The organism is Pantoea nemavictus (assembly GCF_037479095.1).
GTDB lineage: Bacteria > Pseudomonadota > Gammaproteobacteria > Enterobacterales > Enterobacteriaceae > Pantoea > Pantoea nemavictus.
Genome location: NZ_JBBGZW010000001.1, coordinates 792,288 through 818,784, shown reverse-complemented (window position 1 = coordinate 818,784; position 26,497 = coordinate 792,288). Strand labels below are relative to the sequence as shown.

The following is a 26,497-nucleotide window of genomic DNA, read 5'->3' as shown; positions in this document are numbered from 1 at the left end:
GCTCGCCCTGGAATCCCTCACTCGCTCAGCGGGCTGGGATGTCGCCTCAACACCCGCGCTGCAGCAGCAATACCTATTCCTGAATCATCATCGCTGTAACGCCTGTAGGGTCGCCATTCATGGCGACCAGGTAACCCATGCAGAGCAAGTGCGCTGCTTAACTGAGGAGCATTACGCCATGAATGGCGACCCACGGATTATTTCAACCACGCCTTCACCGGCAGGAAATCGCGGTATAACTCGGCTTCGGGCGAATCGGCTTCCGGTTGATAATCATATTCCCAGCGCACCAGCGGCGGCATCGACATTAAAATGGATTCGGTGCGGCCGCCGGTTTGCAGGCCAAACAGCGTGCCGCGGTCCCACACCAGATTGAACTCAACGTAGCGACCGCGACGATAGAGCTGGAACTGGCGCTCACGTTCGCCCCACGGTAACGCTTTGCGCTTCGCCACAATCGGGAGATAGGCTTGGGCGAAACCGTTGCCGACCGCCTGCATGAAATCGAAGCAGTAGTCAAAATCGGGGGTGTTCAGATCGTCATAAAACAGCCCGCCAATGCCGCGCTGCTCGTCACGATGCTTGAGGTAAAAGTAATCGTCGCACCACTTTTTGTAGCGTGGATAGATATCTTCGCCAAACGGCTGGCACAGATCGTGCGCGGTTTGATGCCAGTGCAGCGCATCCTCTTCGAAACCGTAATAGGGCGTGAGATCGAAACCGCCGCCAAACCACCACACCGGATCGGCGCCCGGCTTTTCCGCAATAAAGAAGCGCACGTTGGCGTGGCTGGTGGGCACGTACGGGTTGGAGGGATGGACTACCAGTGACACGCCCATCGCTTCAAAGCTGCGGCCCGCCAGTTCGGGGCGATGCGCGGTGGCAGAAGCCGGCATTTGGTCGCCATGCACGTGAGAGAAGTTAACGCCCGCTTGCTCGAAGACTGCGCCATCGCGCAACACGCGGCTGCGTCCGCCGCCGCCGCCGGGACGCTGCCACGCATCTTCGGCAAAGCTCGCCTTGCCATCTTCCGCCGCTAATTGGGCACAAATATCATCCTGCAGCGCCAGCAAAAAGGCTTTGACGCGGGAAATATCGGGATTGCTCATCAGTCACTCGTTCCAGAAATTTGCCGTGATTCTACCACAGGATAAACGCTACGCTTCGCGGCGATCGACCTCATCAAAGTAACGGGCGATACCATCGGCAATCGCGCTGGCGATTTTCTGGCGGAACGCCTGAGTGCCAAGCAACTGCTCTTCGCGCGGGTTAGTAATGAACGAGGTTTCCACCAGCACTGACGGAATCGACGGCGATTTAAGTACCGCAAAGGCGGCCTGTTCGGTGTGCTGGCTGTGCAGATGATGCACCGGACGAATCTGATCCAGCACGTGTTTGCCGAGCGTTAAGCTGTTGCGGATGGTATCGGTCTGCACCAGATCGAACAGGATCTGGTTAAGGTAATGATCTTTGTCCTGCACCTCGGCGCCGCCCACTTTGTCGGCATCGTTTTCACGCTGCGACAAATACCGCGCCATTGCGCTGCTGGCACCGCGATTGGAGAGGGCAAACACTGAAGCACCGTTGGCATCCGGGCTGGTATAGCCATCGGCGTGAATCGACATAAACAGGTTAGCGCCGTGCTGGTGGGCAATTTCGACGCGCTGATAGAGCGGAATAAAGTGGTCGCTGTCGCGCGTCAGGCGCACTTCAATGCGCGGATGCGACTGCAGCAGCGTCTTCACGGTATTAGCGATGGCCAGTACGATGTGTTTCTCTTCCGAACCCTCTTCGCCTACCGCGCCAGAATCAATGCCGCCGTGGCCGGGATCAATCATTACGATGCGTTTGCCGCTGCTCGCCGGTTTTGGTGGCGTGTGGCGCGAGTTGACGCGCAGAGTGCTGTTCACTTCCGTTGCCTGCACGGCGCGCGGCGATAACACCGCCAGCGCTAAACCGGAAAGAATCAGTTGGCGACGATTGGTAAGGCGCTTAAGCAGTGAAATCTTCTTCATTAATGGGTCCCTGGCAGGTAAATCCTGCCCAGTGTTATAGCGTAACAATGGCCAGGCGGCGACCTCGTAACTATTTCAACTGTTTACTTTCTATTGCAACTAACGAACAGCCATGTCGCGCTTTTTTTGCGCCGTTGTTACGCGTGAGGGTTGCGCCTGGCAAAGAATGCGTGATAATCAGCGAATTGTGCCTAACAGCAGGGTAACGTCGATGGAAATCCGTTCTTTCCGCCAGGAAGATTTTGAAGAAGTGATTACGCTCTGGGAGCGTTGCGATTTGTTGCGCCCCTGGAACGATCCAGAGTTGGACATCGAACGTAAAATGAACCACGACCCGGAACTGTTTCTGGTGGCGGAAGTCGGCGGCGAAGTGGTCGGCACGGTAATGGGCGGCTACGACGGCCACCGCGGTTCCGTCTACTATCTGGCGGTGCACCCCGATTATCAGGGCCGTGGTTTTGCCAATGCGCTGATGAATCGTCTGGAGAAGAAGTTGATTGCGCGCGGTTGTCCAAAAATCAATTTGATGGTGCGCGAAGAGAACGATCAGGTGGTGGCGTTTTATGAAAAGCTTGAGTACGAGCCGGTGGATTCGCTGCTGCTGGGCAAACGTTTGATCGAAGATCGTGAGTATTAATGATCGGTTTGAAATACCTTCCTGAAGAGTACGATGCAAAAGGGCAGCTGCGGCTGCCGTTTCTTTTCTGGCTGATTCTATTATTGCAGGCGCGCACCTGGCTGCTGCTGGTGATGGCGGGCGCATCACGTCAGCAGGGTAATGATCTGCTGGCGCTGTTCTATCCCGATCGCCAAAGCTTCTGGCTAGGACTGGCGCTAGGCATTCCGGCCGCTATGGGTTTGCTGCTGACCGGCTATCGTCAGCGCTGGCCGCGCCTGTGGCAGAGTTGGCGTCACGTATTGAGTGCATCGTTGCTGATTAGCCTGCTGTGGCAGGGTTCCAGTTTGCTGCAAGGCGCCTTCCCGGATTCCCCGCTGCCACTGTTATTGACGCTATTCGATTTGCTCGCACTGTTCTGGCTGCAAACCCAGCAGCGGCTGCGCGACTGCTTTCTGCCGGAGCATCAGCACATCGAGTAAACTTTTTGCCGGTTTGCGACTCCAACAGGCACGCCAATCGGCTTAGCAGATCAAGGAGTTTTCATGAAAGTTGTTCGTCACGCATTGCTGGTTAGCAGCATGGTTCTGGCCGGCTGCGCCAGTTCAGGTTCCTCAACCAGCGCCAACGAAAGCCATTGGTACAATCCGCTCAGCTATCACTGGTCAGCGCTCAACCCGCTGGGCTGGTTTGGCGGATCGCTGGAAGTGACCGAACAAGGCGTCGCGGGGCTGACGAGCACCACCTCGATGTCGGAAGAGGCCATCAATAAAGCGCTGAACGGCGACTACAAACTGCGTCAGGGTATGCGCACGCAGAATGGTCAGGTGGTCGATTTCTGGCAGGCGCTGGATGGCGACAAGGTTAAATTGGTGATTAACGGCAGCACCAGTGTTGAGCGTATTGAGGTGCAGGATACCGATGCCACAGCGGCGGACGGCAGCAAAATCGGCGATCTGTTCAGCGCTAAGTTCAGCAAAGCCTTCAATAACTGCAAAATGGTCAGCGGTCTGGATGCGCGTGATGTGGAGTGCCGTGCGCCGGGCAGCCAGCACATTTCCTACATTTATAGCGGTGAATGGCATGGTCCCGAAGGCTTGATGCCGTCGGACGATACCTTGAAAAGCTGGAAAATCACTAAACTTGTCTGGCAACGCTAAGCGACACATGGACGGCTACCCGGTCGTCCCTAATATTTCCACTTCCTGCATAAACTCTCCCGCCGTCTTATGCCTTTTTAGACTTTGAAATCCCTAAACGATATATAAAACCGTTACAGCTTTCACCTGAGTTATAAATACACTGACAGCATCTAATGACATTGGCTTAATCGCCGTCTTTCAGGGTGCTGCATGACACTTCCGATTTCGAAAAAATGGCTTGGCGGTATCGCGCTCTCGCTGAGTATCGCGAGTGCGGCGCAAGCGACCGAATTGCTCAACAGTTCTTATGATGTTTCACGCGAACTGTTCGTCGCCCTGAATGCACCTTTTGAGAAGCAGTGGGACGCCGCGCATCCCACCGACAAGCTGACTATCAAACAGTCGCACGCCGGTTCTTCCAAGCAGGCGTTGGCGATTCTGCAAGGCCTGCGCGCCGATGTGGTGACCTACAATCAGGTAACGGATGTGCAGGTGCTGCATGATAAAGGTCAGCTGATTCCGGCGGACTGGCAACAACGCTTGCCCAACAGCAGTTCACCTTTTTACTCCACCATGGCGTTCCTGGTGCGTAAAGGGAATCCGAAGCAGATCCATAGCTGGGCCGATCTGGCGCGCGACAACGTAAAGCTGATCTTCCCTAATCCCAAAACCTCAGGTAACGGGCGCTATACCTATCTTGCCGCGTGGGGCGCTGCCGATCAGGCTGATGGCAAAGATAAAGCCAAAACCGAAGCTTTTATGGCGAAGTTCCTCAAAAACGTCGAGGTGTTTGATACCGGCGGTCGCGGCGCTACCACCACCTTTGCCGAGCGCGGTTTGGGGGATGTGCTGATCAGCTTTGAATCGGAAGTGAATAACATCCGTAATCAGTACGGCAAAGACGAATACGAAGTCATCGTACCGAAAAACAACATTCTGGCGGAGTTCCCGGTGGCGTGGATCGACAAGAACGTCGAGCACAACGGCACCACTGACGCCGCCAAAGCCTATCTTAATTATCTCTACTCGCCTGAAGCGCAGAAAATTATCACCCGTTACTACTATCGCGTGAACAATCCGCAGCTGATGGCCGAACAGAAAGATCGTTTCCCGCAGACCGAGCTGTTCAATGTTAACGATGCGTTTGGTGGTTGGGATAACGTGATGAAAACGCATTTTGCCAGCGACGGTGAGCTGGATAAATTGCTGGCAGCGGGGCGCGGTTAATGTTCGCGCTGACGCAAAAACGTGTCTTGCCAGGCTTTGGACTGAGCCTTGGTACCAGCTTGCTGTTCACCTGCCTGATTCTGCTGCTGCCGATCAGCGCGTTGCTGATGCAGCTGTCGCAGATGACGCTGGCGCAGTATTGGGATGTGATTACCCATCCGCAGCTGATTGCCGCGTACAAAGTGACGATTCTGGCGGCGGGCGTCGCATCGCTGTTCAATGCGGTGTTCGGTATGTTGATGGCGTGGATTCTGACGCGTTATCGCTTCCCGGGCCGCACGCTGCTGGATGGTTTGATGGATCTGCCGTTTGCATTGCCCACCGCAGTCGCGGGTTTAACGCTGGCGGGCCTGTTTTCGGTCAACGGTTGGTACGGTCAATGGCTGGCGCATTTTGATATCAAAGTTTCTTACACCTGGCTCGGCATCGCCGTCGCCATGGCGTTCACCAGTATCCCGTTTGTAGTGCGTACCGTGCAGCCGGTACTGGAAGAGCTTGGTCCGGAATATGAAGAGGCGGCAGAAACCCTGGGAGCAACCCGCTGGCAGAGTTTCCGTCGCGTGGTGCTGCCAGAAGTGGCGCCAGCGTTGCTAGCCGGTACCGCGCTGTCGTTTACCCGCAGCATTGGTGAATTTGGCGCGGTGATCTTTATCGCCGGCAACATTGCCTGGAAAACGGAAGTGACCTCGTTGATGATTTTTGTCCGCCTGCAGGAGTTCGATTACCCGGCGGCGAGCGCGATTGCTTCCGTGATCATGGCAGCGTCGCTGCTGTTGCTGTTCGCTATTAACACCTTGCAGAGCCGCTTTGGCCGTCGCTTAGGAGGTCACTGATGGCGGAGATTTCACACATCAATCACGCCGAACGCCAGCCCATCAACTGGGGCAAGTGGCTGCTGATTGGTATCGGTGCGCTGGTTTCCATCCTGCTGCTGGTGGTGCCGATGGTGTCGATCTTTTGGGAAGCGCTCAACCAGGGTTTGGTTGCCTCGCTGAATAACCTGAAAGATGGCGATATGTTGCACGCCATCTGGCTGACCATCCTGGTGGCGCTGATTACCGTGCCGGTCAATCTGGTGTTCGGCACGCTGCTGGCGTGGTTAGTAACGCGCTTTACCTTCCCGGGACGCCAGCTGCTGTTAACGCTGTTTGATATCCCCTTTGCCGTATCACCGGTGGTCGCCGGTTTGATGTATCTGCTGTTCTGGGGCGTTAACGGTCCCGCAGGCGGCTGGCTGGATGCGCACAATATTCAGATTATGTTCTCCTGGCCGGGCATGGTGCTGGCAACCATCTTCGTCACCTGTCCGTTTGTGGTGCGTGAGCTGGTGCCGGTGATGCTGAGCCAGGGCAGTCATGAAGATGAGGCCGCGGTGCTGCTTGGCGCCTCCGGCTGGCAGATGTTCCGTCGCGTCACGCTGCCAAATATCCGCTGGGCACTGATGTATGGCGTGGTGCTGACCAACGCACGTGCCATTGGTGAATTTGGTGCGGTCTCGGTAGTTTCGGGATCGATTCGCGGCGAAACCTATACTTTGCCGCTTCAGGTTGAATTACTGCATCAGGATTACAACACCGTAGGCGCTTTTACCGCCGCCGCGCTGCTGACCCTGATGGCAATTGTAACGCTGTTTCTGAAAAGCGTGGTGCAGTGGCGTTTAGAGCATCAGCAGAAGCGCCTACAGGAGGAAAATCATGAGCATTGAGATTAAACAGATTAACAAAGCGTTTGACCGCACGTCGGTACTGAACGACATCTCTCTGGATATTCCTTCCGGCAAGATGGTGGCGCTGCTGGGACCGTCCGGTTCCGGGAAAACCACGCTGCTGCGCATTATCGCCGGACTGGAACATCAGAATAGTGGGCAGATCCATTTTAATGGTAAAGATGTGAGCCGCATCCATGCGCGCGATCGTCAGGTCGGCTTTGTGTTCCAGCACTACGCGCTGTTCCGCCATATGACGGTGTTCGACAACATCGCCTTTGGTCTGACGGTGCTGCCGCGCCGTGAGCGGCCGAATGCGGCAGAGATCAAAAAGCGCGTAACGCGTCTGCTGGAGATGGTGCAGCTAGCCCATCTGGCCAATCGCTTCCCGGCCCAGCTTTCAGGCGGACAGAAGCAGCGCGTGGCGCTAGCGCGTGCGCTGGCCGTCGAACCGCAAATCTTGCTGCTGGATGAGCCGTTTGGTGCGCTTGATGCGCAGGTGCGTAAAGAGCTACGTCGCTGGCTGCGTCAGCTGCATGAAGAGTTGAAGTTTACCAGCGTGTTCGTCACCCACGACCAGGAAGAGGCGATGGAAGTGGCCGATACGGTGGTAGTGATGAGCCAGGGCAATATTGAACAGGTTGGCACGCCAGATGACGTATGGCGCGATCCGGCTACCCGCTTTGTGCTCGAGTTCCTCGGCGAAGTGAATCGCTTTGATGGCGAAGTGCACGGCTCGCAGTTCCATGTTGCCGCGCATCGCTGGCCGCTAGGCTATACGCCAGCGCATCAGGGCGAGGTAGAGCTGTTCCTGCGTCCATGGGAAATTGATGTATCGCGCCAGAGCAGCCTGGAAACTCCGCTGCCGGTGCAGGTGCTGGAAATTAGCCCGCGCGGCCACTTCTGGCAGCTGGTGGTACAGCCGAGTGGCTGGCAAGGTGAAGCGTTTTCCGTGGTGTTCGACGGTGACCATACCGCGCCAATACGTGGCGAACGTCTATTTATCGGCCTGCAACAGGCGCGAATTTACCATGGTACTACGCCGCTGCGCCCGGTTGCCTTTGCCGAAAGCGCCTGATATTTTTGACACTCCTTCGGGCGGGACTTTCCCGCCCGTTTTATTTGCCTCTCTTTCGTCTGGAATCAAACCGTGACCACACTGGAAAATACCATCGGCAATACGCCGTTGATAAAGTTGCAGCGTCTGACGCCTGACAACGGCAGCGAAATCTGGCTAAAGCTGGAAGGCAATAATCCAGCCGGCTCGGTAAAAGATCGCGCCGCCTGGTCGATGATTCATCACGCAGAGCTCCGCGGCGAGATTAAACCGGGCGATACCTTGATTGAAGCGACCAGCGGTAATACCGGTATTGCGCTGGCGATGATCGCCGCAATGAAAGGCTACAAACTGCGTTTGCTGATGCCTGATAACATGAGCCAGGAGCGCCAGGACGCGATGCGCGCCTACGGTGCTGAATTGCTGTTGGTGACGCGTGAGCAGGGCATGGAGGGCGCGCGAGATCTCGCCCAGGCAATGGCCGATCGCGGCGAAGGACGGGTGTTGGATCAGTTCAACAATCCCGATAATCCGCTGGGTCACTATCTCACTACCGGCCCGGAAATCTGGCAGCAAACCCGCGGTCGCATGACGCATTTTGTCTCCAGCATGGGCACCACCGGCACCATAAGCGGCGTGGGTCGCTACTTGAAAGAGTTCGCGCCAGCGGTGCAGGTGATTGGCCTGCAGCCGCAAGAGGGCAGTAGCATTCCTGGTATTCGTCGCTGGCCTGAGGCTTATTTGCCCGGCATTTATCGTCCTGATTTAGTCGATGACGTGATCGACATGGCGCAGCAAGAAGCGGAAGAAACCATGCGAGCGCTGGCGCAGCGTGAAGGCATTTTCTGTGGCGTTAGCTCAGGCGGCGCCGTTGCTGGCGCATTACGTATTGCGCTAGCGCAGCCTGGCAGCGTGGTGGTGGCGATTATTTGCGATCGTGGCGACCGCTATCTCTCCACCGGGGTTTTCCACTGATTCCTCTTTCCCGCCTGTTATCTGGCCTGCATGTACTGTCATGGTGCGTCCAGGCCATTTTTGTCTATAGTCTTCGTAATAATCATTTGACGTTAGCAACGTAAGGATCGCGTAAAATCGGCTGCGTTCGTTGCGGACTCAGGACAAAATAGCGGCAATTTAGGCGAGAGATAAAGATGAAAATTCTGCTTGTTGATGATGATGTAGAACTTGGCACCATGCTGAGCCAATACCTGATTGCTGAAGGCTTTGAAACGCAGCTGGTTTTAACCGGTAGCGCCGGTGTGGAAGGCGCGTTATCGGGCAACTATACCGCTATGATTCTCGACATCATGCTGCCCGATATGAGCGGTATTGATGTGCTGCGCCAAGTGCGGCAGAACAGCCGTTTGCCGGTGATTATGCTCACGGCTAAAGGTGACAATATCGATCGCGTGATTGGTCTGGAGATGGGTGCTGACGATTACATGCCAAAACCGTGCTACCCGCGTGAGCTGGTGGCCCGTCTGCGCGCCGTCCTGCGTCGCTTTGAAGATCAGGCGCCGGTTCCGGACAAGAAAGAGCTACTGCGCTGGGGCGATCTCAGCCTTAATCCCGCGACACGCATTACCGAATGGCAGGGTAAAGCGTTCGATCTGACAGCATCTGAGTTTAACTTGCTGGATCTGCTGCTGCGCGCGCCGGATCGCGTGGTGTCAAAGGATGAACTGTCGGAAAAGGGGCTTGGCCGTCCGCGCGAAGCCTACGATCGCAGCGTTGACGTGCATATCAGTAACATCCGCCAAAAGTTGGCAGCCTTAACTGCCGATAGCATCAACATTGAAACAGTGCGCAGTATTGGTTACCGCATTCGATGAAACACAGCTACCGCGGCCGCATGTTTTGGAAGATTTTGCTGGGCTTCTGGATTGTGTTTGTCATCATCAGCCAACTGTTGTGGCTTGGCTTTACGCTATCGGGTAATCGTCATGAGCCGCCGGAAATCGTCGCCATTCGCCGCATCGTTAATCTGCAAATGGCATCAGCGGTTTCGGTTCTGGAACGCGGTGGACTCAGTTCGCTGGATGACATGATGGCGGATTGGGAACCGAACGACCGCCAATTCTTTTCTGTTATTCAGCACGATAAACCTGCTGCCATGTCAGGTAATGCTCCGCCTGAAACCTTTAGCGCACCCTTCCATGGACCTTTTCCCGAGGTCATTGTGCGTTGGGTGAAAGGGCAGGACGGTAAACAGTATGAACTGCGCTACGACGTTAAAGGCTTGCGGCAAGACAGTTCGATGGGCGGTGGCGGGCCGCGCCGTATCCTCAATATTCCTGAACCGATGTTCACCTTCGCCGGTGCGCTCGGGCTGCTGTTCAGCCTGCTACTGGCGTGGAACCTGACGCGTCCGATGCGTCAACTGCGCGAAGGCTTTGCGCGCGTCTCCAGCGGTGACTTATCGGTGCGACTCTATCCGGTGATGCGTAAACGTCATGATGAGCTCTCGAACGTTGCGCAGGACTTTGACGCAATGGTAGAGCGCCTTGATACGCTGGTAAAAGCGCGTGAGGAGCTGCTGCATGATATTTCGCACGAGCTACGTTCACCGCTGGCGCGTTTGCAGCTGGCGACCGGACTGGCGCGCCAGACACCAGAATCGGTAGCATCTTCACTCAATCGTATTGATGAGGAAGCGCGCCGCCTCGATAAGATGATTGGTGAGTTGCTGACACTTTCGCGTGCTGAGCACGAGAGTATGCCGGGCGAGCAGTATTTCGACCTGACTGGGCTGCTGCATGCGGTGGTAACAGATGTGCGCTACGAAGCGCAGATTCCGGGTGTGAAAGTCGATTTTCATGTTGATGAAAATGCGGATTATACCGTTCATGGCAACGCCGAGCTGATCCGCCGTGGCGTAGAGAATGTGCTGCGCAATGCGCTGCGTTTCTCGCATAAAGGGCAACACATCAACGTGAGCTTACAAGCGGAAAATCAGTGGCTGGCGATTAGCGTGCGCGATCAAGGACCGGGCGTGGATGATGAGAAGCTCTCGAGCATTTTTGATCCCTTTGTCCGGGTCAATTCACCGCTGATGGGTAAAGGCTATGGATTGGGGCTTTCCATCGTACGCAAAGTGATTCTGGCGCATCACGGTGAAGTACAGGCGGTAAATCGCCCGGAAGGGGGATTAGAGTTGACGTTAAGGCTGCCGCGCTGGAAGCAGGATTAATATTTTACGTGGGTGTTCAACCTCTTCAGGCATTTTGTTTGCTGATAAAGGCAGGAGGCCGGTAGCTTCAACCATTCTCTCAAACAAAAACGGCACCCAATGGGCGCCGTTTTTAATTCTCACGAATCAGCCGAAGCTTACTTCCTGATACGGATAACCGGCGTTTCGCCAACCGTTACCTGACCGGAGAGTTTGATCAGGTCTTTAATCTCGTCCATGTTCGAGATTACAACCGGCGTCAGCGTGGATTTAGCTTTCTCTTCCAGCAATGCCAGATCAAACTCGATCACCACGTCGCCTTTCTTAACCTTCTGGCCTTCTTCAGCGATGCGTTTGAAACCTTCACCTTTAAGCTCAACCGTATCGATACCGAAGTGAACAAATAGCTCAATGCCGTTATCAGACTCGATTGAAAATGCGTGGTTAGTTTCGAAAATCTTGCCGATAGTACCATCAACTGGTGCAACCATTTTGTTGCCGGTTGGTTTGATTGCGATACCGTCGCCAACAATTTTCTCAGCGAATACCACATCAGGTACGTCTTCGATATTTACGATTTCGCCTGACAGAGGCGCAACGATATCAATAGTGCCTGACGCGCTCTCTGATTTTTCGCCAAAAAGTTTAGAAAACAAACCCATGATCTTCTCCTAAGCAGTAATTTGAGGCTAGCGTCCGTGGATCAGCAGAGCGTTTTTTCTTTGATGAACTTGTTGACCAAATTCATCAAATCATCCGCTGTCGGTTGATCCAGAGCCTGCTCCGCCAATGCCTTCGCATCTTCGAAATTAGTATTACGAATGATCTTCTTGATGCTTGGGATTGAAATGGCGCTCATGCTGAATTCATCCAGCCCCATTCCCAGTAACAGTAGTGTAGCACGTTCATCACCAGCCAGCTCACCACACATGCCGGTCCATTTCCCTTCGGCATGTGATGCATCGATCACTTGCTTAATGAGGCCAAGAACAGACGGCGTCATTGGGTTATAGAGGTGTGAAATCAAATCATTACCACGATCGACCGCCAGAGTATACTGCGTCAGGTCATTTGTCCCAATACTAAAGAAGTCGACTTCTTTCGCCAGATGGCGGGCAATCACTGCGGAGGCTGGCGTTTCCACCATGATGCCCACTTCAATGGTCTCATCAAAGGATTTGCCCTCTTCGCGCAGTTGCGCTTTCAGCAGCTCCAGCTCGCCTTTCAGGATGCGAACTTCTTCTACTGAAATAATCATTGGGAACATGATGCGTAATTTTCCGAAAGAGGAGGCACGCAGAATTGCGCGCAGCTGCGCATGCAGAATCTCTTTACGGTCCATCGCGATACGGATCGCGCGCCAGCCGAGGAACGGGTTGTCCTCTTTCGGCAGGTTCATGTAAGGCAGATCTTTGTCGCCACCGATATCCATGGTACGCACGATGACCGCCTGTGAACCCACAGCTTCCGCCACGGCTTTGTAAGCCTGGAACTGCTCTTCTTCAGTTGGCAGTGAATCACGGTCCATAAACAGGAATTCGGTACGATACAAGCCAACGCCTTCAGCGCCGTTACGTTCAGCACCCGCGACGTCGCGCACTGTACCGATGTTGGCGCAGACTTCAACCTGATGTCCGTCCAGCGTAATCGCGGGCAGATCTTTCAATTTTGCCAGCTCATGCTTCTCAGACAGGTATTGTGTCTGAATGGCTTTCAGCTCTTCCAGCACATCTTCTGATGGATTAACGTAAATTTTGTTATTCACGCCATCAATGATCAGGAAATCACCGTTTTTCACGGTTGCGGTAACGTTGCCGGTGCCGACAATGGCAGGCAGCTCAAGCGAACGCGCCATGATCGAGGTGTGAGAAGTACGGCCACCCAGATCGGTAATAAAGCCCAGCACCTTTTTCAGGTTCAGCTGTGCGGTTTCTGAAGGCGTTAAATCTTTGGCCACCAGAATAGATTCTTCAGCAATCGCGCTCAGGTCGACAATGTGCAGACCCAAGATGTTCTGCAGCAGACGCTTACCGATATCACGTACATCAGCCGCACGCTCTTTCAGGTATTCGTCGTCCAACTCTTCCAGCGCAACGGCCTGGCCTTCGATCACAGAGTGAGCGGCAGCATCAGCAGTGGCGTGATCTTTTTTAATCAGGTCGATGATTTCCTGCTCAAGCTCTTCGTCTTCGAGCAGCATGATGTGACCTTCAAAGATCGCAGCTTTCTCTTCACCGAAGGTTTCACCGGCTTTAATGCGAATGGCTTCGAGCTGTGAAGCAGCGCTGCTGCGTCCATCGAGGAAGCGCTGAACTTCCTGCTCAACCTGATCGTCGGTAATTTTTTTACGGCTGATGACGATCTCATCTTCCTTCAGCAGCAGTGCGTTGCCGAAAGCGATACCCGGTGATGCTAAAATGCCTGAAATCATAACCCTACCTTTTAATCACGATGGCTCATTGACCCAATGCGTCGCCACTGTCGCGGAGCAGTACTCTAAAGATGCAATAACGCGGACAGGTTGTCCGCGATCAAGATATTTGCACTCAATGGGGCAAAGGGGTCGGTTTAGTTGCGAACTGAGCCGGTTACTCCAGCTCAGCCATCAGCTTGACCAGGTGCTCAACCGCTTGCTGCTCATCTTCACCTTCAGCAGACAGCGTAACAACCGTACCCTGAGTCAGACCCAAAGTCTGCAGTTTGAACAGGCTTTTCGCGCTGGCGGATTTGCCATTGGAAGTCACAGTGATTTCTGACTGGAAAGCCTTTGCTTCTTTCACGAACTGAGCTGCAGGACGGGTATGAAGGCCGTTAGGTGCGGTAATGGTAACTTCTTGCTGGAACATTCTATTTCCCCAACTTTATCAGGTTTGGTGTTATGGATCTAAAGTCTAGCCTGGAGCCGTAACTTTAGCCTGTGTAGGTGCGCTGGTATGGCATTAAGCTCACCAAAAAATGCGCTCGAATGAGTACGTCATTAACAGTGACAGATCAAAAACTGCACGAATACGTCACTCTTCTCATTATGCCGTGATTCGCCGTTTCGCCAAATCAGTAAATCGATTCAGCTTGATCCACTTCAAAGGGAGATTAATTTCAGGCACCGAAATAATTGGAAGCTTAAATACCAGAGCCCCATCACTGAAAGCAATCTGTCTGGTTATAAAAGTGAGATCTGCACCACAAAAAAGCACCCATTTGGGTGCTTTTTTCGTCAGTTTCAGAATTCTGGCATCACTGCTGCAGTTCTTTCTCAGTGAAAAGATCGGCAAACAGTGCAGTACTTAAATAGCGCTCGCCGGAGGAGGGCAGAATCACCACAATATTCTTATTGGCAAAGGCTTCATCTTCCTGCAGCTTCAACGCTGCGGCAACTGCGGCACCCGAGGAGATCCCTGCCAGAATGCCTTCCTCTTCCATCAGTTGGCGTGCGGTGCTGATAGCTTCTTCGTTAGTGATCGCCACAACACGGTCAATCAGTTTCAGATCAAGGTTACCCGGAATGAAGCCGGCACCGATGCCCTGAATTTTGTGTGGGCCTGGCTTAATCTCTTCGCCAGCCAACGCTTGGGCGATAACAGGAGAATCAGTCGGTTCAACCGCAACGGTAATAAGCTCTTTCTTACCTTTAGTGTTTTTGATGTAGCGGCTCACGCCAGTCAGCGTACCGCCCGTGCCGACGCCAGCGATGAATACATCCACTTCGCCATCGGTATCTTCCCAGATTTCTGGGCCGGTGGTTTTCTCGTGGATTTCAGGGTTTGCCGGATTGCTGAACTGCTGCAGCAGGACATATTTATCGGGATCGCTGGCAACAATCTCTTCCGCTTTGGCGATGGCACCTTTCATGCCTTTTGGACCTTCGGTCAGCACCAGGTTCGCGCCCAACGCTTTGAGCAACTTACGGCGTTCAATCGACATGGTTTCTGGCATGGTCAGCGTCAGCTTGTAACCGCGCGCTGCGGCCACATAAGCCAGGGCAATACCGGTGTTACCACTGGTGGGTTCAACCAGTTCAACACCCGGTTTTAGAATACCGCGTTTTTCCGCGTCCCAAATCATATTGGCACCGATACGGCATTTGATGCTGAAGCTCGGGTTGCGCGACTCGACCTTAGCCAGAATGCGGCCGTTACCGATGCGGTTCAGTCGAACCAGCGGCGTATGACCAATTGTCAGAGAGTTGTCTTCATAGATCTTACTCATAGCTCGTCCTTAACTGTATGAAATATTGGGAACCCTCAGAGCATACCTTTTCTGCCGATGTGCGGAAGGAAAGAAATCGCATATCTATATAGCGCACAACCATAAGCCTTATGCAAAAATGCATAAGGCAATTTAACGCTTTAATGACGCGCATGCTGCGGGCGGTAACGATCCACCCACATTGCCGTTGCGCCGCAAACGGCGACAGGCAAAATGGCCAGATTGATAATGGGAATCATGGTGAACAGGCTTACCAGCGCACCAAACTGCATATTTGCCGTTTTATGCTGGCGTAAAGCCCGGCGCATCTGATGGAAGCTCACCTTGTGATTATCAAACGGATAGTCGCAATATTGCACCGACAGCATCCACGCACTGAATAAAAACCATAGAATGGGGGCGACGGTTTGTCCAAATCCGGGGATGAAGTGAAGCAGTAATAAACCGAGCGCACGCGGCAAGTAGTAGCCGAGCTTCTGTAATTCTCGTTTCATGATGCGTGGAACATCTTTAACCAGCCCCATCCAGCCGCTATCGGGCAGCGGTGTACCCGTCAAACGACCTTCCAACTGTTCAGCAAGTAAGCCGCAAAACGGTGCGGCAAGTAAGTTAGCGAGGGTTGAAAAGAAATAGCTGAACACCAACACAATCGTGATTACCGAGAGTGGCCACAGCAGATAGCTCAACCACTGCAGCCAGTCAGGGATATACGACATCATGGCAGGGATCCACAAACCAAGACGCTGGAATAGCCAGATAAAGGCTCCGCCAAGCAGCAGGATGTTGATCAGTAGCGGCATGATGACATAGCGACGAATGCCTGGCAGGCGCACCAGTTTCCATCCTTCGGCAAAGTAGTGAACACCATTAAATGTTGAGACTGAATTCACTGCGGGCATAGCGAGCCTTTCTCCTAAAAATAGCGGCGCGAACATCATAACCTGGCTTTTTATCGGCTACAGGCATGCTTTGCGCGAAAAAACAGCAAAAAAGCGTGGGGCAGCTATCTAATTTGTCAGAAAATACTGCACAGACTTGCACTTGTTTAGCTGGGCAAATACAGTTAGAGGATAAAGTTTGCCGTGGTGGCAAGGTATTGGAACAACAGAGAATACAATGATGCAGGATTTGCGTCTGATATTAATCGTTGTTGGCGCGATCGCCATAATAGCGCTGCTACTTCATGGACTGTGGACCAGCCGTAAAGAGCGCTCCTCCGTGTTTCGTGATCGCCCGCACAAACGTCTGAAACAGCGCGAAGAAGCCGATGAAGATCTGCTGAGCGAAGAAGATGATGATGGCGTCGGCGAAGTCCGCGTGCGCCGTCATCGTGATGCTGATGAAGAGCCTGAATTTACGCCACGTCCGGTTAATCCGTCACGTGCACCTGAGCCTGCGCGTCAGCCAGTATCACGCCAATCCGATCCCTTATTAGGTGATCCGCTACTTGATGATGAGCCGGAAGCCCGGAAACCCGCTGCCCCGCTTCAGGCGCCACCGGTTAAGCCAACCCCAGCACCTGTAGCACAGCCGATTCAGGCTGATCCTTTATTGGATAATGAGCCGCTTTCAGCCACTCAGCCTGCGCCAGAGTTCCAGGCGGCAGAAGAGCCTGAATTGGAACATGAAGCTCCTGTAGCGCATCACAATGAAGCGCCGCAGCAAGCTGCAGCGCCGGGCAGCAAAAAAGAAGCGGTGTTAGTGCTGCACGTCGCTGCACATGCAGGTGGTGAACTGAACGGTGAAGCGCTGTTGCAGGGCATTCTGCAGGCCGGCTTCCAGTTTGGTGAAATGAACATTTTCCATCGTCATCTCAGCCCGGCAGGCAGCGGCCCAGTGCTGTTCAGTTTGGCGAATATGGTGAAACCAGGTTCTTTCGATCCGGATGAAATGGGCAATTTCTCCACGCCGGGCATCTCCATCTTTATGATGGTGCCGTCATACGGTGATGCGAATCAGAATTTCAAACTAATGCTGCAATCCGCCCAACGTATCGCTGATGATGTTGGCGGCGTGGTGCTGGATGATGAGCGTCGCATGATGACGCCACAGAAGCTGGAAACCTACAAGACGCGTATTCGCGAAGTTATCGGTTAATCGCCGCTAACTGAATCAAACTAAATACAACCCCCGCATGTCGGGGGTTTTTTATCGGATAAGAGACTATGAAATCGGTTCAGGAGCAGATCACCGCGCTGCGCACCACGTTACGTCACCACGAATATCTCTATCACGTGATGGATACGCCGGAAATTCCGGATGCAGAATATGACCGATTAATGCTGCAACTGCGCGAGCTGGAAAGTGCTCATCCTGATTTGATTACGCCTGATTCACCTACGCAACGCGTGGGCGCGGCACCGCTGGCTGCTTTTGAACAGGTGCGCCATGAAGTACCGATGTTGTCGCTGGATAACACCTTTGACGAAGCGGGCTTTCTTGCCTTCAACAAACGCGTGCAGGATCGCCTTAAAAGCACCGACGACCTGACTTACTGCTGTGAGCTCAAGCTGGATGGTTTAGCGGTAAGTTTGCTCTACGAAGATGGCTTGCTGGTTCGTGCAGCAACGCGCGGCGATGGCACTACCGGCGAGAACATTACGGCGAACGTGCGCACCATTCATGCTATTCCCCTGCGCCTGCATGGCGACAACATTCCCGCGCGCGTAGAAGTGCGTGGCGAAGTATTTATCACCGAAAGCGGCTTTGAAAAGCTCAACGAGGAAGCGCGTCGTACCGGCGCTAAAGTCTTTGCAAACCCACGTAATGCAGCGGCGGGTTCATTGCGTCAGCTTGACCCACGTATCACTGCTAAACGTCCTCTGACCTTCTTCTGCTACGGTTTTGGTCTGTTAGAAGGCGGTGAAATGCCCGCCAGCCATTGGCAACGTCTGCAGCAGTTTAAGGCGTGGGGATTGCCGGTTACCGATCGTATTCGTCTGGCGCATAGCGCCGAAGAAGTGCTGGCATTTTATCGTCAGGTTGAGCAGGAGCGTCCATCGCTCGGGTTTGACATCGATGGTGTGGTAATAAAAGTCGATTCACAAGCGCTGCAGGAGCAGCTTGGCTTCGTGGCTCGTGCGCCGCGTTGGGCGGTAGCGTTTAAATTCCCGGCGCAGGAACAGATGACGTTTGTGCGCGATGTCGAGTTCCAGGTAGGTCGTACCGGCGCGATAACGCCAGTAGCGCGCCTGGAGCCGGTGCAAGTGGCTGGCGTGATAGTAAGTAACGCCACGCTGCATAACGCCGATGAAATCGCGCGACTTGGGTTGCGCATTGGCGACAAGGTGGTGATCCGTCGTGCGGGTGATGTCATTCCGCAAGTGGTCAACGTGGTGGAGTCTGAGCGCCCGCAAGAGACGCGCGAAATTGTCTTCCCCAGTCATTGTCCGGTTTGTGGTTCTGACGTAGAACGCGTTGAAGGCGAAGTGGTAACACGTTGTACCGGCGGCCTGATATGTGGCGCGCAGCGCAAAGAGGCGCTCAAGCATTTCGTCTCACGTCGTGCGATGGATGTTGATGGCATGGGCGACAAAATCATCGATCAGCTGGTGGAAAAAGAGTACGTGTTAACGCCAGCCGATCTGTTCCGTCTGACTGCCGGTAAGCTAACCGGACTGGATCGTATGGGGCCAAAATCGGCGCAGAATGTCGTCGATGCGCTGGAAAAGGCCAAACTCACTACCTTGCCGCGTTTCCTGTACGCGCTGGGCATTCGTGAAGTCGGTGAAGCCACTGCCGCCAACCTCGCCAACCACTTTGGCGAACTGGAAAAGGTAATGAATGCCGATCTTGATGCGCTGATTGAGGTGCAGGACGTGGGCAAAGTGGTAGCGACGCATGTGCGTAACTTTATGGACGAAGAGAGCAACCGCGCCGTTATTCGCGAACTTACGGAAGAGATTGGCGTGCATTGGCCGCCGGTTGAAGTGGTGAATGCAGAAGAGATTGATAGTCCGTTTGCCGGTAAAACCGTGGTCCTGACGGGCTCACTGTCGCAGATGAATCGTGATGATGCCAAAGAGCGTCTGGTAGCGCTGGGGGCTAAAGTCAGCGGCAGCGTGTCGAAGAAAACCGACTTACTGATCGCCGGTGAAGCGGCCGGTTCCAAGCTGGCGAAAGCGCAGGAGCTGGGTATTCCGGTGATCGACGAAGCGGAAATGATTCGTTTGCTCGGAGCCTAACGTGGATAAACAGCAGCTGGTTGAAATTGCCAATACCGTGATGCCGTTCGGCAAATATAAAGGCCGGGTACTGATTGATGTGCCGGAAGAGTACCTGTTGTGGTTCGCGCGCAAAGATGAATTTCCGGCCGGTAAACTAGGTGAATTAATGCAGTTAACGTTGGTGATCAAGAGTGAGGGGCTGGAAGCTCTGGTCAAACCGCTCAAACGTAGCGAATAACAAAACGGCCCGCATTTGCGGGCCGTTTTCCTTAAGATTTCTGAATTTCAACTGACTGCTGCTGCGCCAGTCGCTTCTCATTGCCAGCCTTATAGCGTTGGGCAATGAAAGAGCACACCATTAATTGCACCTGATGGAAGATCATCAGCGGTAAGACGATAATCCCCACGGCACTGGCTGGGAACAGAATGTTGGCCATGGGTACCCCATTCGCCAAACTCTTTTTCGAGCCACAGAACAGCACCACAATTTCATCTGCGCGGCTAAAGCCAAACAAACGCGATGCAGCCAGGTTAATCGCCAACGCAATAAACAGTACCAGCACGCTGCCCACTAAAATCCACAGCAAGGTATCAACGCCAACGCGATGCCAGATACCGTTCACCACCGCTTCGCTAAAGGCGGAGTAGACCACCAGCAGAATTGAGGTTTGGTCAGTTTTGCCAATCAGGCTGCGATGTTTCTCAACCCAGGCACCAATCCAGCGACGCGACAAATGCCCTAAAACAAACGGCACCAGCAGTTGCAGCATGATTTTGCCAATTTGCTCCAGACCATTGCCTGGCAATTCGCTGTGCACATTCATCACCAGATTCACCAGCAGTGGCGAAATAAATACGCCCAGCAGGCTGGAGGCCGAAGCGGCACATACCGCAGCGGCCACGTTGCCACCCGCCATTGAGGTGAAAGCGATGGATGACTGCACGGTCGCTGGCAGAATACACAGATAGATAAAGCCGGTGTAGATCTCCGGGCTCACGTTCACCGGATGCCACCAAACGATCAGCAAGCCAATAATCGGGAAAATGACAAAGGTGCTGCACATAATCCATAGGTGCAAACGCCAGTGGCTGCTCCCGGCAATGATCTTTTCACGCGACAATTTTGCGCCATGCATAAAGAACAGCAGGGCGATGGCGGCGGTGGTCAGATATTCGAAAATGTCGACAAAGACACCTTTAGCAGGAATGAAGCTGGCCAGCAGCACGGTGATGATGAGTTTAATCATCATTGGATCGAGGCGTAAAAATCCCATTGTTAAAATCCGGTTAAATTTAAAAAAATGATGGTGCTGATTGTGCGCCCGCTGGGTTTAGAAATAAAATTGATTTATTGCATCAATCTATGAGCATTATCGATGAATTATACCTTACGTCAGCTACGCACCTTTGTGGCAGTCGCACATCACGGCAGCTTCAGTCTGGCAGGACAAGCGATTGGTTTAAGTCAGTCGGCGGTCAGCCACAGCATTAAAGAGTTGGAAGCAGAAATGGGCGTCCGTTTGCTGGATCGTACTACGCGTGAAGTGATGCTCACCGAAGCGGGACAACAGCTGGCCACGCGGCTTAATCGCCTGCTGGACGATCTCAATACCACGGTTTTGGATGTGCGCAGCTATGGCGAACAGCGTAGCGGCACGGTGCGCGTGGCTGCCAGCCAAACGCCTTCTGCACATTTAATGCCGCAATGTCTCGCCAGCAGCCAGCAGCGCTATCCCGATATCCGGGTGATCCTGCACGATAGAGTTCAACAATGGGTGCTGCAAAGCGTACGCAACGCCGAGGTCGATTTTGGGATTGTCATCGGCCCACTCAATGATACCGATTTCGATAGCGAAGAGATTTTGCAGGAGCCTTTTTTACTGCTGTGCCATGCAGATGATGAGCTGGCGCGCATAGAACAGGCGCAATGGTCAATGCTGGCGGGACGTAATATGGTGCTGCAGGATTATGCTTCCGGCAGCCGTGTATTGGTCGATGCCGCGCTGCAACAGTTGGCGCTGAGTGTGAATGTGGTACAGGAAATCGGTCATCCCGCCACGCTTTATCCGATGGTGGAAGCGGGGATTGGTATCAGCATTTTGCCGGCGCTGGCATTGCCGTTGCCATCAGGACGCAAACTCACGGTGCGACGTCTCTATCCGGAAATTAATCGTAGTTTGATGCTGATAAAGCGGAAAAACCGCTCGCTAACGCCCGCGGCGGAAGCCATCTGGCAAGAAGTGCGTCAGCAGGCAACCCTGCTGACGCAACAACGCATGCTGAAACCAGCGTTTTAAACGTAAACGTTGATCTGATTGGTAGCCGTTGGACGGTTAATGCCATCAGCCTGGGTTGCAGCAGGTTGCTGTGCTTCCTGCTTCTGCTGGGCTTTCTCTGCTTGCTGCTGCTCAATCTGCGCGATTTGCGCTTCAATCATTTGAATCTGTGATTGCAGCATCTGCTCCTGCTCAGATTTTTGTTCATCTGTCAGGGTATCGTCGCTGGAAAGATCTTTCAGCTGCTTGGTAATGGTTTGAATCTGTTTATTAAGGTTCGCGATTTCTGAGGTAGAACCGCCACCGCTACTTGCCGTGCTGACACTACTAACGCTTGAGATGGTAGACATGGTTTTCTCCTTGCAATAGACCATTATCGTTATCGGTCAAAGGCTCAGGAGGCTTGAGGGCTGGGAGTGTTAAGCTTGCGAAAAGGTTTTGTAGGGATTGGGTGCTTGAGAGGACGCTAACCTTTGGAGCGCAGAAACGAAAAAAGCGCCTAAAAGGCGTTTTTCTCTGAATTGGTGGGTCGTGCAGGATATGCCTCGGCCCATCCTGGGCCTCGCCCTTCGGGTGATGCTTACGCATCAGCCTGAATCGCTCCCGGCGATTCAGTCGAACCTGCTGCAGGTTCTCACCCTGCACGTTAACCTTAGGAGCGCAGAAACGAAAAAAGCGCCTAAAAGGCGCTTTTCTCTGAATTGGTGGGTCGTGCAGGATATGCCTCGGCCCATCCTGGGCCTCGCCCTTCGGGTGATGCTTACGCATCAGCCTGAATCGCTCCCGGCGATTCAGTCGAACCTGCTGCAGGTTCTCACCCTGCACGTTAACCTTAGGAGCGCAGAAACGAAAAAAGCGCCCAAAAGGCGCTTTTCTCTGAATTGGTGGGTCGTGCAGGATTCGAACCTGCGACCAATTGATTAAAAGTCAACTGCTCTACCAACTGAGCTAACGACCCGAAGTGGTGGGTGATGACGGGCTCGAACCGCCGACCCCCTCCTTGTAAGGGAGATGCTCTACCAACTGAGCTAATCACCCACTTCGTACTGCTTAACAAGAGTGTCATCTGACTAAGATATGGTGGGTGATGACGGGCTCGAACCGCCGACCCCCTCCTTGTAAGGGAGATGCTCTACCAACTGAGCTAATCACCCATATCTTATCTCTTGTTCACTGCGGGCCAACTCTAAAACATTCATTTAAGAGTGGTGGGTGATGACGGGCTCGAACCGCCGACCCCCTCCTTGTAAGGGAGATGCTCTACCAACTGAGCTAATCACCCCCGCTGTGTGGAGTCGCATTATAGGGATCCTTCAAAGTGAGTCAACGGTTTTTAAAACTTAAATGTGCGTTCGCTTTAAAAATAATCATCGTGGGGCGGTTTTAGCCAATGTGCTGGTTTTATTAGCAGAAAAGCGCACGACAAACCGGGATGCCACCGCGACAATCATTGAGGAATCAGCCTCACCTGCTAGAATGTGCGCACTGTTTTTTCGCGTTAACCCGTTTTTTTGTCATCCAGACAATGAAACCTGCGCATTTAAGGCAATGCTGAATGAAAATCAAAACTCGCTTCGCACCCAGCCCAACGGGCTATCTGCACGTAGGCGGTGCTCGTACTGCTCTTTACTCCTGGCTTTATGCTCGCCATAACCACGGCGAATTTGTGCTGCGTATCGAAGATACCGATCTGGAGCGCTCCACACCAGAAGCCATCGAAGCCATTATGGATGGTATGAACTGGCTGAGCCTCAACTGGGATGAAGGTCCGTATTATCAGACCAAACGTTTTGATCGCTACAACGCGGTCATCGACGACATGCTGGAAGCGGGTACGGCTTATAAATGCTATTGCAGCAAAGAGCGTCTGGACGCGCTGCGTGAAGAGCAGATGGAAAAAGGTGAAAAGCCACGTTACGACGGCCGCTGCCGCGACAGCCATGATCATCATGCTGCCGATGAGCCGTGCGTGGTGCGCTTCCGCAACCCGCAGGACGGTTCCGTCATCTTTGACGACCAGATTCGTGGTCCAATTGAATTCAGCAACCAGGAACTGGATGACCTGATCATTCGTCGTACCGATGGTTCGCCAACCTATAACTTCTGTGTGGTGGTGGATGACTGGGATATGGGCATCACTCACGTGATCCGTGGCGAAGACCATATCAACAACACGCCGCGCCAGATCAACATCCTTAAAGCCATCGGTGCAGAAGTCCCCACCTATGCGCACGTCTCGATGATTCTTGGCGATGACAGCAAGAAACTCTCTAAGCGTCATGGTGCGGTCGGCGTAATGCAGTATCGCGATGATGGCTACCTGCCGGAAGCGCTGCTCAACTATCTGGTGCGTCTCGGTTGGTCACACGGCGATCAGGAAATTTTCAGCGTGCCGGAAATGGCAGAGCTGTTCACTCTTGATGCGGTGAGCAAATCAGCCAGTGCTTTCAATACGGAAAAACTGCAGTGGCTGAACCATCACTACATTAATACGCTGCCGCCGGAATACGTCGCTACGCAGTTGCAGTGGCACATTGAGCAGCAGAAGATTGATACCCGCACCGGCCCGGAGCTGGCGAAGCTGGTGACTCTGCTCGGCGAACGCTGCAAAACGCTGGTAGAGATCGCCGCGTCGTGCCGTTACTTCTATGAAGAGTTTGACGCCTTTGATGCTGACGCGGCGAAGAAGCATCTGCGTCCGGTAGCCCGTCAGCCGCTGGAAGTGGTACGCGATAAACTGGCAGCGATCGGTGATAGCGACTGGAATGCCGAGAATGTGCACCATGCTATTCAGTCTGCAGCTGATGAGCTGGCGCTGGGGATGGGCAAAGTAGGTATGCCGCTGCGTGTCGCCGTGACCGGTTCAGGTCAGTCACCGGCATTGGATGTCACAGTCGAAGCCATTGGCCGCAGCCGCAGCGTGGCGCGCATTGAGAAGGCGCTGGCTTTCATCGCTGAGCGTGAAGCTACCGCATAATGTGACGTTGGAGCGTTAAAAAGCCGGAAGCATCTGCTTCCGGCTTTTTTATTCTTCCTGAATCCCTAAACGTTCCAGTACGCCGCGAATTCCTTCCCGCAACAACAACGCGGCAAATTGCTCTTGCTCCGCCGCGGTCATTTGCTGGACAGAATTTATTAATAACGCAGGTAACGTATTTTGCTGTGCACCGTAATTAGCCGCCGGTTCGTTCGCGTGGCGGGTGGATTGAACAAAGCTCTTTACGCGCTCATCAATATGGATTAATCGCGCTTTACCGCCCTGAACACCGGGCTTTGGCGTGGTTGTCCAGTTTTCACGCTTAATCCATTTATTCACCGTTTGCCGACTGTAGCCCGTTTCCAGCGCGAGCTCCTCGGGGGTAAGCCATTCCTTTTTCACGATGCTGTCCCTGTTAAATACATTAGTTCTACATATTACAACAAAACGTAACGGGGAAAAGTAACCTGGGTAGAAAATGCCTTCTGCGCTCCAACAAAAGGCAAAATTCGGTTATTGCGCTTCGTTGACGACGGGTTGTTCCGGGCGGAAGGCGATGAAATAGGTGAGACCAACGAAAATTGCTCCCCCCACACCATTACCCAGGAATACTGCAATCACGTTTGGCGCAAACTCCGCCCAGCTCATCTGTCCGGCAAAAATCGCTGCCGGGACAATAAACATGTTGGCGACAACGTGCTGGAAGCCAATTGCTACGAAAGCCATTACCGGGAACCACATGCCGAAAATTTTGCCCACCACATCTTTGCTGGCAAAGGCGAGCCACACCGCCAAACACACCAGCCAGTTGCAGCCCACACCGGAAATAAACGCATGCAGGAAATCGGCATTCACTTTGGCGTGTGCAATCGCTACGGTTTTCTTTAGATAGTCACCTTCGGTCATGCCCAACATGTGACCAAAAAACCATGCTACCGCAACGCTGCCAATAAAATTGGCGACGGTCACCCAAAACCAGTTACGCAGCACGCTAAAGCCACTGATGCGACGCGCGAACCAGGCGATGGGCATGGTCATCATATTGCCGGTTAGCAGTTCACCGCCCGCCAGCACCGTCATGATTAAACCTACCGGGAAAACGGCGGCACCCAGTAGCACGCCGAATGAACCCCATTCAGCAGGCAGTTGGTTAATCACATGCAGATCGAGCAGGAAGCCCGTGGCGATAAAGGCTCCGGCCATAAAGCCCAAAATTAATAAGGTGGAGATAGGAAGGCGGCTTTTAGCCACGCCAGCTTGAATCGCCAGCTGAGCGATTTCTTTAGGTGTATGCAGCGACATAGTTCACTTTTCTTTTATTAAACAAAGGGGGACGTTGCTGGCCGGTCATTGAGAGAAATCCCTGGAAGGATGACCGGTTAATTAGCGCGCTAAGTTTTACACGCACTATTAACGAAAACAAGACTGTTACTAACATCTTTAACCTGAAGTTAACGCTATGTTGAGGCCGGGTTTGAGAAGCCATGCAATTAAATGCATATAACTCTGCGCAAACGGCAATGAGGTGCTGAAATAAAAGCCATGCAGGCATGGGGTTGACGCCTTTTTCAGCGATCAAACACAGAACGAGAATTTGACGTTGACACTCAACAGGCGGTTTCATATTATCCCGTCCGTCGAGTTTACTCGGCAGTTTTTCGGTTCGGGGGTATAGCTCAGCTGGGAGAGCGCTTGCATGGCATGCAAGAGGTCAGCGGTTCGATCCCGCTTATCTCCACCAAACCGCTCCCAACGGTTTGACCGAAAAATGATTTCCAGATGTGGGGGTATAGCTCAGCTGGGAGAGCGCTTGCATGGCATGCAAGAGGTCAGCGGTTCGATCCCGCTTATCTCCACCAAATCTCTGTTCGTTCTGAACGCATGATTAAATAACCACGAAGAACCTATAGCGACGCAATTTATTGCGCGGTTTTGCTATTT

At 53.3% G+C, this 26,497-nt stretch carries 26 protein-coding genes, 6 tRNA genes and 2 other RNA genes; 17 read left to right on the top strand and 17 right to left on the bottom strand.

The genetic code is table 11. The features are described from left to right. Positions 1 to 197: 197 nt before the first annotated feature. Together hemF and amiA are read right to left on the bottom strand one after the other, a co-directional pair. A complete protein-coding gene (gene hemF / locus WH298_RS03815; RefSeq protein ID WP_180822257.1) occupies positions 198 to 1,109 on the bottom strand; it encodes an oxygen-dependent coproporphyrinogen oxidase in 912 nt (303 codons plus the stop codon). A 48-nt stretch (positions 1,110 to 1,157) separates the two neighbouring features. Beyond that, positions 1,158 to 2,015, bottom strand: a complete 858-nt coding sequence (amiA, locus tag WH298_RS03810) for an N-acetylmuramoyl-L-alanine amidase AmiA (RefSeq protein WP_180822256.1) — start codon at positions 2,013 to 2,015, stop codon at positions 1,158 to 1,160. A 211-nt stretch (positions 2,016 to 2,226) separates the two neighbouring features. Between amiA and WH298_RS03805 the strand changes: the two genes are divergently transcribed. From WH298_RS03805 to WH298_RS03760, 10 genes are all read left to right on the top strand, one after another. Further along, a complete protein-coding gene (locus tag WH298_RS03805; protein ID WP_007889032.1) occupies positions 2,227 to 2,652 on the top strand; it encodes a GNAT family acetyltransferase in 426 nt (141 codons plus the stop codon). Continuing rightward, positions 2,652 to 3,113, top strand: coding sequence for a DUF2919 domain-containing protein (locus tag WH298_RS03800; RefSeq protein WP_180822255.1), 462 nt, complete (start codon positions 2,652 to 2,654; stop codon positions 3,111 to 3,113). The genes WH298_RS03805 and WH298_RS03800 overlap by 1 nt, the downstream gene beginning before the upstream one ends. Before the next feature lie 63 nt (positions 3,114 to 3,176). Beyond that, positions 3,177 to 3,791, top strand: a complete 615-nt coding sequence (locus WH298_RS03795; RefSeq protein ID WP_180822254.1) for an RpoE-regulated lipoprotein — start codon at positions 3,177 to 3,179, stop codon at positions 3,789 to 3,791. Positions 3,792 to 3,983: 192 nt separating this feature from the next. Then, positions 3,984 to 5,000, top strand: coding sequence for a sulfate ABC transporter substrate-binding protein (locus WH298_RS03790; protein WP_007889036.1), 1,017 nt, complete (start codon positions 3,984 to 3,986; stop codon positions 4,998 to 5,000). Further along, on the top strand, positions 5,000 to 5,833 hold the full coding sequence (gene cysT / locus WH298_RS03785) for a sulfate/thiosulfate ABC transporter permease CysT (RefSeq protein ID WP_007889038.1): 834 nt from the start codon (positions 5,000 to 5,002) through the stop codon (positions 5,831 to 5,833). The genes WH298_RS03790 and cysT overlap by 1 nt, the downstream gene beginning before the upstream one ends. After that, entirely contained in the window at positions 5,833 to 6,705 is an 873-nt protein-coding gene (gene cysW / locus WH298_RS03780) for a sulfate/thiosulfate ABC transporter permease CysW (RefSeq protein ID WP_007889041.1), read from the top strand. Before cysT ends, cysW begins: the two co-directional genes overlap by 1 nt. Next, on the top strand, positions 6,695 to 7,783 hold the full coding sequence (gene cysA, locus WH298_RS03775) for a sulfate/thiosulfate ABC transporter ATP-binding protein CysA (protein ID WP_007889043.1): 1,089 nt from the start codon (positions 6,695 to 6,697) through the stop codon (positions 7,781 to 7,783). Before cysW ends, cysA begins: the two co-directional genes overlap by 11 nt. A 72-nt stretch (positions 7,784 to 7,855) precedes the next feature. Continuing rightward, complete coding sequence (gene cysM, locus WH298_RS03770) at positions 7,856 to 8,737, top strand: cysteine synthase CysM (RefSeq protein ID WP_180822253.1); 882 nt, start codon at positions 7,856 to 7,858, stop codon at positions 8,735 to 8,737. A gap of 176 nt (positions 8,738 to 8,913) precedes the next feature. Beyond that, entirely contained in the window at positions 8,914 to 9,594 is a 681-nt protein-coding gene (locus tag WH298_RS03765) for a response regulator transcription factor (RefSeq protein WP_007889049.1), read from the top strand. Beyond that, positions 9,591 to 10,952: an ATP-binding protein gene (locus tag WH298_RS03760; protein ID WP_049852945.1), complete on the top strand. Its 1,362-nt coding sequence runs from the start codon at positions 9,591 to 9,593 to the stop codon at positions 10,950 to 10,952. The genes WH298_RS03765 and WH298_RS03760 overlap by 4 nt, the downstream gene beginning before the upstream one ends. A 137-nt stretch (positions 10,953 to 11,089) precedes the next feature. Here WH298_RS03760 and crr read toward each other — a convergent pair whose 3' ends face one another. From crr to cysZ, 5 genes are all read right to left on the bottom strand, one after another. After that, positions 11,090 to 11,593 (bottom strand): PTS glucose transporter subunit IIA, encoded by a 504-nt coding sequence (gene crr, locus WH298_RS03755; protein WP_007889056.1) that lies wholly within the window; start codon positions 11,591 to 11,593, stop codon positions 11,090 to 11,092. A 41-nt stretch (positions 11,594 to 11,634) separates the two neighbouring features. Then, a complete protein-coding gene (ptsI, locus tag WH298_RS03750; protein WP_007889058.1) occupies positions 11,635 to 13,362 on the bottom strand; it encodes a phosphoenolpyruvate-protein phosphotransferase PtsI in 1,728 nt (575 codons plus the stop codon). Between the two features lie 157 nt (positions 13,363 to 13,519). Continuing rightward, complete coding sequence (gene ptsH / locus WH298_RS03745; protein WP_007889063.1) at positions 13,520 to 13,777, bottom strand: phosphocarrier protein Hpr; 258 nt, start codon at positions 13,775 to 13,777, stop codon at positions 13,520 to 13,522. A gap of 388 nt (positions 13,778 to 14,165) precedes the next feature. Continuing rightward, positions 14,166 to 15,137: a cysteine synthase A gene (gene cysK / locus WH298_RS03740; protein WP_007889072.1), complete on the bottom strand. Its 972-nt coding sequence runs from the start codon at positions 15,135 to 15,137 to the stop codon at positions 14,166 to 14,168. A gap of 140 nt (positions 15,138 to 15,277) precedes the next feature. Beyond that, complete coding sequence (cysZ, locus tag WH298_RS03735; RefSeq protein WP_180822252.1) at positions 15,278 to 16,036, bottom strand: sulfate transporter CysZ; 759 nt, start codon at positions 16,034 to 16,036, stop codon at positions 15,278 to 15,280. Positions 16,037 to 16,253: 217 nt separating this feature from the next. Here cysZ and zipA point away from each other — a divergent pair, with 217 nt between their 5' ends. The 3 genes from zipA to WH298_RS03720 all read left to right on the top strand — a co-directional run bounded on the left by zipA (position 16,254) and on the right by WH298_RS03720 (position 19,541). Next, positions 16,254 to 17,234: a cell division protein ZipA gene (zipA, locus tag WH298_RS03730; protein WP_180822251.1), complete on the top strand. Its 981-nt coding sequence runs from the start codon at positions 16,254 to 16,256 to the stop codon at positions 17,232 to 17,234. 68 nt (positions 17,235 to 17,302) lie between these two features. Then, positions 17,303 to 19,321 (top strand): NAD-dependent DNA ligase LigA, encoded by a 2,019-nt coding sequence (gene ligA, locus WH298_RS03725; protein WP_180822250.1) that lies wholly within the window; start codon positions 17,303 to 17,305, stop codon positions 19,319 to 19,321. Between the two features lies 1 nt (position 19,322). Then, entirely contained in the window at positions 19,323 to 19,541 is a 219-nt protein-coding gene (locus WH298_RS03720) for a putative quorum-sensing-regulated virulence factor (RefSeq protein WP_180822249.1), read from the top strand. A 31-nt stretch (positions 19,542 to 19,572) separates the two neighbouring features. Here WH298_RS03720 and WH298_RS03715 read toward each other — a convergent pair whose 3' ends face one another. Continuing rightward, entirely contained in the window at positions 19,573 to 20,577 is a 1,005-nt protein-coding gene (locus WH298_RS03715; protein WP_180822248.1) for a bile acid:sodium symporter family protein, read from the bottom strand. A 102-nt stretch (positions 20,578 to 20,679) separates the two neighbouring features. Between WH298_RS03715 and WH298_RS03710 the strand changes: the two genes are divergently transcribed. Beyond that, positions 20,680 to 21,600: a LysR family transcriptional regulator gene (locus tag WH298_RS03710; RefSeq protein WP_180822247.1), complete on the top strand. Its 921-nt coding sequence runs from the start codon at positions 20,680 to 20,682 to the stop codon at positions 21,598 to 21,600. On the opposite strand, the gene WH298_RS03705 is transcribed toward WH298_RS03710, so the two are convergent. From WH298_RS03705 to WH298_RS03675, 7 genes are all read right to left on the bottom strand, one after another. Continuing rightward, positions 21,597 to 21,929, bottom strand: coding sequence for a FlxA-like family protein (locus WH298_RS03705; protein ID WP_180822246.1), 333 nt, complete (start codon positions 21,927 to 21,929; stop codon positions 21,597 to 21,599). The genes WH298_RS03710 and WH298_RS03705 overlap by 4 nt on opposite strands. Before the next feature lie 172 nt (positions 21,930 to 22,101). Beyond that, a non-coding RNA gene (locus WH298_RS03700) (RtT sRNA) lies at positions 22,102 to 22,238 on the bottom strand. 43 nt (positions 22,239 to 22,281) lie between these two features. Beyond that, a non-coding RNA gene (locus WH298_RS03695) (RtT sRNA) lies at positions 22,282 to 22,418 on the bottom strand. Positions 22,419 to 22,461: 43 nt separating this feature from the next. Further along, positions 22,462 to 22,537 (bottom strand) — tRNA-Lys (locus WH298_RS03690). Positions 22,538 to 22,541: 4 nt separating this feature from the next. Beyond that, positions 22,542 to 22,617 (bottom strand) — tRNA-Val (locus WH298_RS03685). Positions 22,618 to 22,657: 40 nt separating this feature from the next. Then, positions 22,658 to 22,733: transfer RNA gene (locus tag WH298_RS03680), tRNA-Val, on the bottom strand. 52 nt (positions 22,734 to 22,785) lie between these two features. Then, positions 22,786 to 22,861: transfer RNA gene (locus tag WH298_RS03675), tRNA-Val, on the bottom strand. Between the two features lie 273 nt (positions 22,862 to 23,134). Here WH298_RS03675 and gltX point away from each other — a divergent pair. Further along, positions 23,135 to 24,556 (top strand): glutamate--tRNA ligase, encoded by a 1,422-nt coding sequence (gene gltX, locus WH298_RS03670; protein WP_180822245.1) that lies wholly within the window; start codon positions 23,135 to 23,137, stop codon positions 24,554 to 24,556. Between the two features lie 48 nt (positions 24,557 to 24,604). Here the strand turns inward: gltX and WH298_RS03665 are convergent, their stop codons facing one another. Then, the gene (locus WH298_RS03665; RefSeq protein ID WP_008102134.1) at positions 24,605 to 24,958 is read right to left on the bottom strand and encodes a YfeC-like transcriptional regulator; all 354 of its coding nucleotides are present in this window, start codon (positions 24,956 to 24,958) and stop codon (positions 24,605 to 24,607) included. Positions 24,959 to 25,069: 111 nt separating this feature from the next. Continuing rightward, on the bottom strand, positions 25,070 to 25,858 hold the full coding sequence (locus WH298_RS03660; protein WP_007889100.1) for a formate/nitrite transporter family protein: 789 nt from the start codon (positions 25,856 to 25,858) through the stop codon (positions 25,070 to 25,072). A 363-nt stretch (positions 25,859 to 26,221) separates the two neighbouring features. Between WH298_RS03660 and WH298_RS03655 the strand changes: the two genes are divergently transcribed. After that, positions 26,222 to 26,297: transfer RNA gene (locus WH298_RS03655), tRNA-Ala, on the top strand. Positions 26,298 to 26,339: 42 nt separating this feature from the next. After that, positions 26,340 to 26,415: transfer RNA gene (locus tag WH298_RS03650), tRNA-Ala, on the top strand. The last annotated feature ends 82 nt before the right edge of the window (positions 26,416 to 26,497 follow it).

Coding starts and splice junctions, on each gene's coding strand:
- hemF (WP_180822257.1), bottom strand. CDS start 1,109: ATGAGCAATCCCGATATTTCCCGCGTCAAAGCCTTTTTGCTGGCGCTG.
- amiA (WP_180822256.1), bottom strand. CDS start 2,015: ATGAAGAAGATTTCACTGCTTAAGCGCCTTACCAATCGTCGCCAACTG.
- WH298_RS03805 (WP_007889032.1), top strand. CDS start 2,227: ATGGAAATCCGTTCTTTCCGCCAGGAAGATTTTGAAGAAGTGATTACG.
- WH298_RS03800 (WP_180822255.1), top strand. CDS start 2,652: ATGATCGGTTTGAAATACCTTCCTGAAGAGTACGATGCAAAAGGGCAG.
- WH298_RS03795 (WP_180822254.1), top strand. CDS start 3,177: ATGAAAGTTGTTCGTCACGCATTGCTGGTTAGCAGCATGGTTCTGGCC.
- WH298_RS03790 (WP_007889036.1), top strand. CDS start 3,984: ATGACACTTCCGATTTCGAAAAAATGGCTTGGCGGTATCGCGCTCTCG.
- cysT (WP_007889038.1), top strand. CDS start 5,000: ATGTTCGCGCTGACGCAAAAACGTGTCTTGCCAGGCTTTGGACTGAGC.
- cysW (WP_007889041.1), top strand. CDS start 5,833: ATGGCGGAGATTTCACACATCAATCACGCCGAACGCCAGCCCATCAAC.
- cysA (WP_007889043.1), top strand. CDS start 6,695: ATGAGCATTGAGATTAAACAGATTAACAAAGCGTTTGACCGCACGTCG.
- WH298_RS03765 (WP_007889049.1), top strand. CDS start 8,914: ATGAAAATTCTGCTTGTTGATGATGATGTAGAACTTGGCACCATGCTG.
- WH298_RS03760 (WP_049852945.1), top strand. CDS start 9,591: ATGAAACACAGCTACCGCGGCCGCATGTTTTGGAAGATTTTGCTGGGC.
- crr (WP_007889056.1), bottom strand. CDS start 11,593: ATGGGTTTGTTTTCTAAACTTTTTGGCGAAAAATCAGAGAGCGCGTCA.
- ptsI (WP_007889058.1), bottom strand. CDS start 13,362: ATGATTTCAGGCATTTTAGCATCACCGGGTATCGCTTTCGGCAACGCA.
- ptsH (WP_007889063.1), bottom strand. CDS start 13,777: ATGTTCCAGCAAGAAGTTACCATTACCGCACCTAACGGCCTTCATACC.
- cysK (WP_007889072.1), bottom strand. CDS start 15,137: ATGAGTAAGATCTATGAAGACAACTCTCTGACAATTGGTCATACGCCG.
- cysZ (WP_180822252.1), bottom strand. CDS start 16,036: ATGCCCGCAGTGAATTCAGTCTCAACATTTAATGGTGTTCACTACTTT.
- zipA (WP_180822251.1), top strand. CDS start 16,254: ATGATGCAGGATTTGCGTCTGATATTAATCGTTGTTGGCGCGATCGCC.
- ligA (WP_180822250.1), top strand. CDS start 17,303: ATGAAATCGGTTCAGGAGCAGATCACCGCGCTGCGCACCACGTTACGT.
- WH298_RS03715 (WP_180822248.1), bottom strand. CDS start 20,577: ATGGGATTTTTACGCCTCGATCCAATGATGATTAAACTCATCATCACC.
- WH298_RS03710 (WP_180822247.1), top strand. CDS start 20,680: ATGAATTATACCTTACGTCAGCTACGCACCTTTGTGGCAGTCGCACAT.
- WH298_RS03705 (WP_180822246.1), bottom strand. CDS start 21,929: ATGTCTACCATCTCAAGCGTTAGTAGTGTCAGCACGGCAAGTAGCGGT.
- gltX (WP_180822245.1), top strand. CDS start 23,135: ATGAAAATCAAAACTCGCTTCGCACCCAGCCCAACGGGCTATCTGCAC.
- WH298_RS03660 (WP_007889100.1), bottom strand. CDS start 25,858: ATGTCGCTGCATACACCTAAAGAAATCGCTCAGCTGGCGATTCAAGCT.